Source organism: Mesorhizobium sp. M7A.F.Ca.CA.001.04.2.1, assembly GCF_003998485.1.
In the GTDB taxonomy this organism is placed as follows: Bacteria; Pseudomonadota; Alphaproteobacteria; order Rhizobiales; family Rhizobiaceae; genus Mesorhizobium; species Mesorhizobium ciceri.
This window is the reverse complement of record NZ_RZQT01000247.1, coordinates 1-3,471: the sequence shown is the minus strand read 5'-3', so window position 1 is coordinate 3,471 and position 3,471 is coordinate 1. Positions and strand designations below refer to the sequence as shown.

At 63.9% G+C, this 3,471-nt stretch carries 2 protein-coding genes and 1 pseudogene; all 3 read left to right on the top strand.

Annotated elements, in window-relative coordinates; all coding sequences use genetic code 11:
• Positions 1-141: pseudogene (locus EN955_RS36000) on the top strand (sugar ABC transporter substrate-binding protein); the annotation flags it as partial.
• Between the two features lie 82 nt (positions 142-223).
• A complete protein-coding gene (locus EN955_RS34010) occupies positions 224-2,347 on the top strand; it encodes an SMP-30/gluconolactonase/LRE family protein (protein WP_024501552.1) in 2,124 nt (707 codons plus the stop codon).
• Complete coding sequence (locus EN955_RS34005) at positions 2,344-3,393, top strand: hypothetical protein (protein ID WP_024501551.1); 1,050 nt, start codon at positions 2,344-2,346, stop codon at positions 3,391-3,393. Before EN955_RS34010 ends, EN955_RS34005 begins: the two co-directional genes overlap by 4 nt.
• Positions 3,394-3,471 lie beyond the last annotated feature (78 nt).

Below are 3,471 nucleotides of genomic sequence, written 5' to 3'. Positions count from 1 at the left end.
CTGCTGCAGAGCGGCCAACCGGCCGGCACCTCGCACACCTACATCTACACGCTGGAGAAGGCGACGACCAAGGCCGACCTCAAGCCCGACAGCTGCTGGGACCTGAAGGCGCTGCAGGCACAAGCGGCGGCGGCAAAGTAAACCGCACCTTTTCGACTGAAGTACAAGCGAGGTGACCGGAAGGATCCGGTCACCTCGTCCCCTCATGGAATAGCAGCAGCCGATGTCCTTTCGCGAACGCCTCCAGTCCTGGCGCTACAATCTCGTGCCCGACCATGTCGTCGGCGAGATACTGACCAAACGCTGGACCGACAACGCCATTCCGTTCCTGGCGCTGGTGGCGACATTGGCGACCTTCGGCTCGGTCATTCCCGGCTTCTTCAAGCTGACCGCTTTGCAGGAATCGACCCGCCAGCTCGGCGAGTTCTCGATGGTCGTCACCGGCATGACGGTGGTGATGCTGGGTGGCGGCATCGATCTGTCGGTCGGCTCGATCTTCGCGCTGTCGTGCTTTTCCGCCGTCTATGTCTTCTTCATCCTCGAACAGTCGATCTGGCTGGCGCTGGCCGCATCGCTCGCCACCGGCCTCATCTTCGGCGCCATCAACGGTTACCTCGTCGGTTATCTCCGCTTGCGCGCCTTCCTCACCACGCTGGTGACCTTCATCTTCGGCCGGGCGCTGTTCGACATCCTGGTCACCACCTATGCCGCCGATGTGCAGCTCTCGACCGCGACATCGGATGTGCTCGACTTCATCGGCGACAGCACCTTCTGGGGGCTGTCCGTCTCGGTGTGGCTGGCGATCATCCTGGCCATCGTCACTCATATCGCGCTGACGCGTTCGCGGCCGGGCTGGCACGTGCTGGCGGTCGGCGGCTCGAGGCGCTCGGCGCATAATGCCGGCATCCGCGTGCGTCGCACCGTGTTCATGACTTATGTCTTTTCCGGCTTCTGCGCCTCGATCGGCGGCTTCCTCATTGCTTGCCGGCTGAGCGGGGCAGGGCCGGGAACCGGCCTCAACCTCGAGATCATGGCGCTGACGGCGGCGGTGGTCGGCGGCGTCAGCCTCGGCGGTGGCCGAGGCTCGGTGATCAAGGGGCTGATGGGCGCCATCATCGTCTTGACCATGACCAATGGGCTGATCCGGCTGGGCTACGGCACCGGCACCAACCAGATGGTGCTCGGCATCATGTTGGCGGTGGCGGTGACCATCGACATCCGCTGGCTGAAGAACCGGCACAAGGTGCTGAATGAGGTCTATGTCGCGCCGGTCTATCTCAAGATGGGCGAGACACAGTCGGCCGCACCCGGCTCGGGCACGCCATACGAACTCGACAACAGGCTGTCGGCCGCAGAGCATATCGGGCTTGGCGAGCTGGAGGGGCCGGAAGACGTCATCCTCGACCGCGACGACAATCTCTATTGCGGCACGCGTCATGGCGAGATCGTCCGCTTCTTCGCGCCGGACTATGTCAGGTCGGAGGTGTTTGCCCACATCGGCGGTTTCCCGCTGGGGCTGGCCTTCGACAAATCAGGCAATCTGATCAGCTGCGTCGGCGCGATGGGTCTCTATTCGGTCTCGCCGGATCGGGAGGTCAAACGCCTCTCGGCGGAGACGTCGCGCTCGTGGACCTCGATCGTCGACGATGCACGGCTGCGTGACCCCAACGACTGCGATATCGCACCGGACGGCCGCATCTATTTCACAGATTCAACTAAGCGATATGACGCCCACGATTGGGCGCTGGATTCGATCGAGAACCGTGCCACCGGCCGGCTGCTGGTCTACGACCCGAAGGACGGTTCGACGAAGACGCTGCTCGACGGCTATCGCTACACCAACGGTGTGTGCATGGCGCATGACGGCAAGTCGCTGTTCTTCGCCGAAAGCTGGGCCTGCCGCGTGCACCGCTACTGGCTGGAGGGGCCGAAGGCCGGCACCGCCGAATGCGTCATCCGCGACATGCCGGGCTATCCCGACAACATCAACCGCGCTTCCGACGGCAATTACTGGATGGCGTGGCTTGGCATGCGCACGCCGAGCTTCGACCTGTCGCTGCGCCATCCCGACATGCGCAAGCGCATGACGCGCCGGCTACCGCAGGACGAATGGCTGTTTCCCAACATCAACACCGGCGGCGTGGTGAAATTCAATGACAGGGGCGGCATCGTCGAGGCGATGGGCGACCTCACCGGCGGCGCGCACCCGATGGTCACCTCGATGCGCGAGCACAAGGGGTATCTGTTCGTCGGCGGCATCCTCAACAACCGTATCGGCCGCTACAAGATTGCAGGCGCCGACCCGAACTGGACCAGCCCCGCTTCCTATTGGGGAGCAAAGCCATGATCCTCGACCCGGTGCTCGACCTGTTCCGCGGTAAGGCGGTGACCATCCCGCCGCTCGACGGCGCTTTTCGCCCCAATACGCGGCTGGATGATGCGCCGGCTTTTGCCGAGCTGACGGAACCGGATAATCTGCTGGTTGCCGGTGACAGGCTGCTGGTCTCCAGCGGCAACGCCATCCATTCGATTGCTGCTGGAGCGCAACCTGTCGTGGTCGAGACCTTTCCGTCTGCCGTCACCGCGCTGGCGCTGTCGCCATTGGGCGAACTGACGGTCGGGCTGGAAAGCGGCAAGTTGCTGATTGGCGGCAGCGACGTTTCACTGCCGGCCGGGATCAGCTGCATCACCGCACTAGCCTATGCGGATGACGGCACGCTGTGGCTGGCCAACGGCTCGACCGAGCATGCGCCATCGCAATGGGCCGCCGATCTGATGAAGAAGGGCGTGTCCGGTTCGCTCTGGAAGCGAGGCGCCGCAGGCGGTGATTTCCGCAAACTCGCCGGCGACATTGCCTTTCCCTACGGGCTGCATCCTGTCGGCGAGGATCTGCTGGTTAGCGAAAGCTGGCGTCACCAGCTTGTTCGCTTCGATGGCGCTACCGGCAACCGCTCGACGGTGCTTGCACATCTGCCGGGATATCCCGCGCGGCTGTCGCCGTCCGCCGATGGTGGGGCGTGGCTGACCCTGTTTGCGCCGCGCAACCGGCTGATCGAATTCGTGCTGCAGGAAACGCATTACCGGCAGGACATGCTGAGCCAAGTGCCGCCGGCCTACTGGATCGCGCCGGCACTGGCGTCCAGCCGCAGCTTCCTCGAGCCGCTGCAATGCGGCGGCATCCGCACCATGGGCATCCACAAGCCGTGGTCGCCGAGCCGCTCCTATGGGCTGGTGGTCAGGCTCGACCAGAAGATGCAGCCGCTGTTCAGCCTGCACAGCCGCGCCAACGGCACGCGTCATGGCATCTGCAGCGTTGCGGAAAAGGACGGCCGGCTGTTTGTCGCCTCCAGAGGCGGTGACTGCGTGCTGGCGATCGATGCGGGAGGTCTTTGATGGAACCGATCGTTCGGCTGGAAAACGTCACCAAGAATTATCGCGGCGTGCCCGCGGTGAAGAACGTCAGCTTCGAAC

Coding starts and splice junctions, on each gene's coding strand:
- EN955_RS34005 (WP_024501551.1), top strand. CDS start 2,344: ATGATCCTCGACCCGGTGCTCGACCTGTTCCGCGGTAAGGCGGTGACC.
- EN955_RS34010 (WP_024501552.1), top strand. CDS start 224: ATGTCCTTTCGCGAACGCCTCCAGTCCTGGCGCTACAATCTCGTGCCC.